Below are 6,318 nucleotides of genomic sequence, written 5' to 3'. Positions count from 1 at the left end.
TCCCCCAACATCGAGCACCCCCAGGGCCCCATGTCTGCGCCCCCGCCCTCCCGCCCCCCCCCGTCGCGTTCTGCCGGACCGTCAGTGCGTGGGGGTGACGGGAACGATGACGGTCGGCCCCTTGTCCTCGGCGTACGTGTGGTGGCCGCCCTGCCGGCCCGCCGCGTGGTCCACCCCGGCCGCCGCGCCGAACGCCAGCGTGAGAGCCACCGCGATGATCCCGATCGACTTGCTCAGCTTGCCTGCCATGTTTCCGCCCCCTGTGTGCCTGCTCTGTCCGACACCTCGAATATGGCTCGAGCCCTTCCCCAACGGTTCCCGCGCCGTTACCGCCCGCTGGTACCGGGCGGGAGCGGCTCCTGGACGGGGGAGGGAGCCTGGCGCAGGGACGGGGCGGGCGGCTCCGTCCGGATTCCGGGGACGATCGCGGTGCTGCCGTTGAGGTGGCAGGACAGCACGTGCGGGCCCTGGGGCGTCAGGGCGACCACGGTGTGCGCAGCCCCGGAGTCGTGCCCCGCCATGTCGAGCAGGGCCCTGACCGACGAGCGCAGCACGGCCCGCTCCGCCTCGGCGGGTTCGCGGGCCGGGCCGGAGCCGTCCTGCCGCAGAGGGGTGATGGCGGTGACGTGGTGCATTCCGGTCCTGGTCATGGTCTCGACACCGAACTCGACCCCGTCAGGGGCTTCGTCCTCGCTCGTGGCGGCCGGCGGACGGTCGCCACCGAGGTGCCCGGCCCAGCGTTCGATGACGGACAGGTCCTGCAGGGGGCGGCTCAGCCGGCCCGCCGGCGTCGGGTGGTCGGGTGGACGTGTCACGTGGTGCTCCTCTGCAGATGGCCGATGGGGGTAACGCTGCCCCCGACCGGTCCTGTTCTCCTCCCGGTCCGTTCCCGGCCGCCGGGCCGGCCGTCCCCGGCAGCCGTCGGGTGCCGGTGTGCGCCGGGTGCACCGACAAGGGGCACCTTCGATCGGCACTTTGAAGGTTATATGCGCAGATGCGTGGCGGCTCCTTATCGAGGGGGTTAGCGTCTTCGTATTCCAACCACCCGGCGGCGCATCCGAACGGCGGTTCACTGGCATGGCCGCTTTCATCCGCGCCACCCACCGGAAGCTTTCGGAGGAACCGCACACATGATGCAGATGGTAAATTGGCTGACGCCTTCCTTCGCCACCCATCGCGGAAGTCCCGGAATAGCCACGCTGGGCCCCGCGGGAACCAGCAGCGAGGTTGCCGCAGGCGTCGTCCGGCAAAGCCTGGACGGTGATGTACCGAGCACTCCGGGCATCGATCTGCACCGGACCTACGAGGACGCCGCCGAGGCACTGCTCAATCACGACGCGAATTACCTTGTCGTGGCGAACGCCTACAGCGGTATCAGCGAGTTCTACATGAACACCCGGCTTGCCCTCGCCGGCGTCTTCGTGATGGACACGCCGAACTACGGGATCGCGCGGCTGCCCGGCCGGTCCGTCCCGGAGAGGCCGGTGGTCGCCACGCATCCGGCACCCCGCCCCCTGGTGGACGAGCTCTTGCCCAAGGGCTTCACCGACCGTGAGATCTTGCAGGTGACGTCCACAAGTGCGGCTGCCCAGGCGGTGCGGGACGGCGTCACGGACCTGGCCCTCACCACGGTGCCGGCCGCCGAGGCCCAAGGCCTGGAATTCATTTCGAGAAAGCGCGTGATCAGAATGCTCTGGTCCGTCTTCATGTCGAACAACGACGCGTTCTCCTCGCTCCCCACCGAAGCGGCCGACGTACGGAGGATCACCCATGCTCACGCTTGACGGAGAGGGGGTTCGCGCCTCCTATCCCATGGTCGAGGCGATTTCCGTCATGGAAAATGCATTGCGTAGTTTTTCCTCCGGGAGGGTTACGCAGCCGCTGCGATCCATCCTCGCACCACCCTCCGAAGAGGGCGTGTTCGCGATGATGCCGTGTCATGTGGAAGGCCTCGGGTACGGTTTCAAGGCCATCATGCACAATCCCGGGAACCGGGCTCGCGGGCTCAGCACGCACATCGGAACCGTTTCCGTTTTCGACCCCGTCACCGGTGAACTGTCCGCCGTTCTCGACGGGAGCACGGTGACGGAAATCCGCACGGCGGCGGTATCGGCTGCGGCAACCCGGGCGCTGTCCAGGGAGGACGCCGGAGATCTCGCGATCCTCGGCTCGGGAACCCAGGCGAGGGCGCACCTCGAAGCCATGCGGCTGGTCCGCGACGTCTACCGGGTCCGCGTGTGGTCGCGCACCCCGGACCGCGCCAGGGCCTTCCGGGACTGGGCCGACGGCCGGGGGGTGGCCGTGGAGGTCGCGGCCACCCCGCAGGACGCACTGCGCGGCGCGGACCTGGTGTGCACCACGACCTCGGCGAGTGAACCGGTCGTCCTGCCGGGGGATTTGAGTCCGGGCGCCCATGTGAACGCCGTCGGAGCATCGGTGCGCGGCGCCAGGGAGCTGGCTCCCGCAGAGGTCGCCCGCTGTGCGGTCTACGTGGACAGCAGGGAATCGGCCCTGAACGAGTCCAGCGACGTCTGCGACCCGATCGCCGCGGGCCTGATCACCGAGAAGGACATCAGGGGCGAGATCGGGGAGGTGCTCCTCGGCACGGTCCACGGACGCACCGGTCCGCAGGAGATCACCTTGTTCAAGTCCCTGGGGCTGGCCGTCGAGGACGTCGCCTCCGGCTTCGCGATCGCAGCGCGTGCGCGGAAGGGCGGTATCGGTGTTGATGTCTGAGGCGCGGCCCTCCAGCCTGAGGGCCACGAAGCTGTTCGTCGTCGACGCGTTCGCCAAGCGTCCGTTCACGGGCAACCCGGCCGCGGTCTGTCTCCTGGAGGAGCCGAGGGACGAGGACTGGATGCAGTCCCTGGCCCGGGAGATGAACCTGTCCGAGACGGCGTTCGTCAGCGACCGCGGCGACGGCTACGACCTGCGCTGGTTCACGCCGGCCAAGGAGGTCGACCTCTGCGGTCACGCCACGCTCGCCAGCGCCCACGTGCTGTGGCAGCGGGGCTTCAAGGACCGCCAGATCGACTTCCACACCCGCAGCGGCGTCCTGAACGTCCACCGCGACGCCCACGGGATCGTCATGCGCTTCCCGGCGGAACGCGCCGCCCCGGCCGAGCGGCCGGCCGGGCTGTGCGAGGCCCTGGGCGTGGATCCCGTGTGGATCGGCCGGAACCGGTTCGACTATCTCGTGGAGGTCGCCGACGCGGAGGTGGTGGGTGACCTCAAGCCCGACTTCGCCGCCCTCGCCGCCGTGCCGACGCGCGGCGTCATCGTGACCGCTCCCGGCGGCTCCCACACGGACTTCGACTTCGTCTCCCGGTTCTTCGCGCCGGCGTACGGCGTCGACGAGGACCCGGTCACCGGGTCGGCCCACTGCTGCCTGGGCCCCTACTGGGCCGAGCGGCTGGGCCGCAACACACTGCGGGGCTATCAGATGTCCCGCCGCGGCGGAACGGTCCGCGTCACCGTCGCGGACGACCACGTGCTGCTGGGCGGTACCGCCGTGACGATCACGGCCGGCACCTCGCTCCGGTGAGGAAGAGGAAGGGAACGGAAGGAGCACCATGCCCGCGTACGTACTGGGGAACGTGACCACGTTGGAGACGAGCGCCGAACTCGCCGAGTACCGGCGCCGGGTGGGCGCCACGGTCGAGCATTACGGCGGGCGCTTCGTGATCAGAGGAGGCAAGGTCGACGTCTTCGAAGGCGACTGGACCCCCGTCCACCTGACGCTGATGGAATTCCCGGACGGTGCGAGCGCCCGTGCGTGGTTCGCGTCCCCCGAGTACCGGGACATCGCGGTGCTGCGCACGGGAAGCGTGCGGACCGAGCTCGTCCTGCTCGAGAGCAACGACTGACCAGGACCGGCCCCGGTCGGCCGGTTGCCCACACCAAGCATTCAGGAAGGTTCGCTTCACGTGTTCACCATCTTCGACGACGAGCTCGACGCCCTCGCCCGGCGCACGGTCGCCCTGCAACGCGAATTCCACAGCGGGGGGTGGAACGGGGAGCGCCTTCCGGCCCACCAGGTACACAACCTCAGGGAAAGCCTGCGCTACGTGCGCAGCCGCTCCCCCTTCTACGCCGAGCGGCTGGCGGGACTCACCGAGCCACGGATCGATCGGCTGGAAGCCGCCGACTTCGCCCGGGCCGTACCCTTCACCACCAAGCAGGACCTCCGGGACCGCCGCCACGACATCCTCTCCAAGCCGGTGAGCGAGTCCTGGGTGTTCTACGAGACCACCGGGACCACCGGCGCCGCCACCCCGTGCCCCCGCGACAACACGGACTCCATCGTCAACAACGCCGCCCTCACGATGGCCTACCAGGAGATATTCGACAAGCACGGCGACGACCACGTCGTCGCCGTGTTGGGGCCGACCGAACTGCACTCGACGGGCGACACCTTTGGCGACGTCTGCCGCAACCTCGGCCAGGCGGTCGTCAAGATGTGGCCGCACTCGCCCGTCGTGGGCTTCGACCGCGCCCTGCAGATGCTGCGCGAACTGCACGTGACGGCGGTGTTCTGCACGCCCGGCATGGCGATGTCGCTGGCTAAGAAGGCCCGCGAGGCAGGACTCGACCCGGCCACCGACTTCGACCTGCGGCTGCTGATGTTCGTGGGCGAACTGGTCACCCCGAACCTGCTGGAGAACCTGGGAGCCGTCTGGAACGCGCAGGCTTACAGCTGCATGTACGCCTCGCAGGAAGCCTCCATCCTCGCCGTCGCACACCCCGACGGCAGGCTCCGCACCGTCCCGCTGAACGTGTTCTACGAGGTCATCGACCCGGACACCGGTGCCGTGGTGGAACCGGACGCGCAGCAGGTGCGCGAGGGCGAACTGGTCGTCACCCACCTGTACCAGGGCGCCAAACCCCTCGTGCGCTACCGGACCGGCGACCTGGTCCGGCTGGAGCCGGCGGGCCCCGGCGACGGCCACCCCGCGGAGATCCTCACGCCGCTGGGACGGGCACGCGACCGCATCGACCTCAACGGCAGGACGGTCACCGCCTACGAGCTCGAGGACTTCGTCCTGTCCCGGGTGCCGGGCTGCCGCGACTACCACATCACCATCGACCGAAAAGCCGGCGTCGACGTACTCGCCGTCGACCTCGAGATGCACGCACCGGCCCCGGAGACCCACGAGGCGCTCGTCGCAGCCGCCGCGGACGCCTGGGGCTGCCCCGTGACCGTGCGCACCACGGAGCTGGGCGCGATCACCACGACGGGCGCCATGGTCAGCTGGAAGGCAGCGCGTGTTCAGGACCTGCGGACCGCGGCGGACGCCGAGCGCGAGGCGGCCATGGCCATCGCCCGCAAGCGGGACGCGCGATGACCGCCGGCCGAACGGCCGCCCCGGCCGGCGGTCAGTGGGCCTTCCACAACGGCGACTTCGTCCCCACCTCCGAAGTCCGGCTGGGCCCCAGCCTGCAGGCCCTCCAGTACGGCACCGGCGTCTTCGAGGGCATCCGCTCCTACGCAGCCGGCCCGGACGCCGCCCACCTGTACCGGGCCGGCGACCACTTCACCAGGATGATCGCCTCGGCTGGAATTCTACGCATCGCGATCGGCTGGAGCGCCGACGAGCTGGTCGCGATCACCGCCGAGCTGCTCCGGCTCAACGGCCACACCGGCGATGCCTACATCCGGCCGCTCGCCTACAAGACGGCCCTGGAGCCGGGGGTCCCGTTCGGGGTCCGGCTGCGAGGCGTGTCGTCCTCCCTGACCATGGTCAGCCTTCCCATGGGCAGTTACGTGCCGAAGGAGGGGATCACCTGCGGGGTCTCCTCGTGGCGGCGCATCCCGGACAGCTCTCTTCCCGCCCGAGCCAAGATCACCGGCGCGTACGCGAACAACGCGCTGGCCACCGACGAGGCAACGCAGGCCGGGTACGACGACGCGATCTTCCTCAACCAGGCCGGCCACGTGGCGGAGGCCAGCACGGCCAACGTCTTCCTGGTCCGGAGCGGGCGGGTGGCGACCCCGGCACCCGACTCCGACATCCTGGAGGGCATCACCAGGGACTCGGTGATCTCACTGCTGCGCCGGGACGAGGGCATCGAGGTCGAACAGCGCACGGTCCAGCGGTCGGAGCTCTGCACGGCCGACGAGATCTTCCTGACCGGCACGGGATGCGAGATCGTCCCCGTGGTCGCCGTGGACGGCCGGCCGGTGGGCTCCGGCACCCCGGGGCCCGTCACCCGGGCGGTCATGCGCGCCTACGAAAGGGCGGTCCGCGGCCTGGACGGCCGCGACCACGACCGGCTGACGCGGGTCGACGCGACCCCCGTCCATCTCTGAGGAGGAAC

General features: G+C 69.9%; 8 protein-coding genes. 6 read left to right on the top strand and 2 right to left on the bottom strand.

Annotated elements, in window-relative coordinates:
- Positions 1-81: 81 nt before the first annotated feature.
- On the bottom strand, positions 82-249 hold the full coding sequence (locus ACZ49B_RS36365) for a hypothetical protein (RefSeq protein ID WP_468314859.1): 168 nt from the start codon (positions 247-249) through the stop codon (positions 82-84).
- Between the two features lie 77 nt (positions 250-326).
- Positions 327-815 (bottom strand): hypothetical protein, encoded by a 489-nt coding sequence (locus ACZ49B_RS36360; protein ID WP_468314857.1) that lies wholly within the window; start codon positions 813-815, stop codon positions 327-329.
- Positions 816-1,130: 315 nt separating this feature from the next.
- On the opposite strand from ACZ49B_RS36360, the gene ACZ49B_RS36355 reads away from it, so the two are divergent.
- The 6 genes from ACZ49B_RS36355 to ACZ49B_RS36330 are packed head-to-tail and all read left to right on the top strand — an operon-like array spanning position 1,131 to position 6,310.
- A complete protein-coding gene (locus tag ACZ49B_RS36355) occupies positions 1,131-1,784 on the top strand; it encodes a type 2 periplasmic-binding domain-containing protein (RefSeq protein WP_468314855.1) in 654 nt (217 codons plus the stop codon).
- The gene (locus ACZ49B_RS36350) at positions 1,771-2,736 is read left to right on the top strand and encodes an ornithine cyclodeaminase family protein (protein ID WP_468314852.1); all 966 of its coding nucleotides are present in this window, start codon (positions 1,771-1,773) and stop codon (positions 2,734-2,736) included. Before ACZ49B_RS36355 ends, ACZ49B_RS36350 begins: the two co-directional genes overlap by 14 nt.
- Positions 2,729-3,544 carry a PhzF family phenazine biosynthesis protein gene (locus tag ACZ49B_RS36345; protein WP_468314866.1) on the top strand — a complete coding sequence of 272 codons (816 nt, stop codon included), beginning with the start codon at positions 2,729-2,731 and terminating at the stop codon, positions 3,542-3,544. Before ACZ49B_RS36350 ends, ACZ49B_RS36345 begins: the two co-directional genes overlap by 8 nt.
- A gap of 28 nt (positions 3,545-3,572) precedes the next feature.
- Positions 3,573-3,866, top strand: a complete 294-nt coding sequence (locus ACZ49B_RS36340; protein ID WP_468314850.1) for a DUF1330 domain-containing protein — start codon at positions 3,573-3,575, stop codon at positions 3,864-3,866.
- 60 nt (positions 3,867-3,926) lie between these two features.
- Positions 3,927-5,345, top strand: coding sequence for a phenylacetate--CoA ligase family protein (locus ACZ49B_RS36335; protein WP_468314848.1), 1,419 nt, complete (start codon positions 3,927-3,929; stop codon positions 5,343-5,345).
- Entirely contained in the window at positions 5,342-6,310 is a 969-nt protein-coding gene (locus ACZ49B_RS36330; protein ID WP_468314846.1) for a branched-chain amino acid transaminase, read from the top strand. Before ACZ49B_RS36335 ends, ACZ49B_RS36330 begins: the two co-directional genes overlap by 4 nt.
- The last annotated feature ends 8 nt before the right edge of the window (positions 6,311-6,318 follow it).

This window comes from Streptomyces sp. NPDC031132 (assembly GCF_055570595.1).
The sequence above is the reverse complement of the archived record's forward strand: the minus strand, read 5'-3'. Positions and strand labels throughout refer to the sequence as shown.

Bases quoted from the DNA above. Each gene is read 5' to 3' on its own strand.
- ACZ49B_RS36365 (WP_468314859.1), bottom strand. From the start codon at position 249: ATGGCAGGCAAGCTGAGCAAGTCGATCGGGATCATCGCGGTGGCTCTC.
- ACZ49B_RS36355 (WP_468314855.1), top strand. From the start codon at position 1,131: ATGATGCAGATGGTAAATTGGCTGACGCCTTCCTTCGCCACCCATCGC.
- ACZ49B_RS36350 (WP_468314852.1), top strand. From the start codon at position 1,771: ATGCTCACGCTTGACGGAGAGGGGGTTCGCGCCTCCTATCCCATGGTC.
- ACZ49B_RS36345 (WP_468314866.1), top strand. From the start codon at position 2,729: ATGTCTGAGGCGCGGCCCTCCAGCCTGAGGGCCACGAAGCTGTTCGTC.
- ACZ49B_RS36340 (WP_468314850.1), top strand. From the start codon at position 3,573: ATGCCCGCGTACGTACTGGGGAACGTGACCACGTTGGAGACGAGCGCC.
- ACZ49B_RS36330 (WP_468314846.1), top strand. From the start codon at position 5,342: ATGACCGCCGGCCGAACGGCCGCCCCGGCCGGCGGTCAGTGGGCCTTC.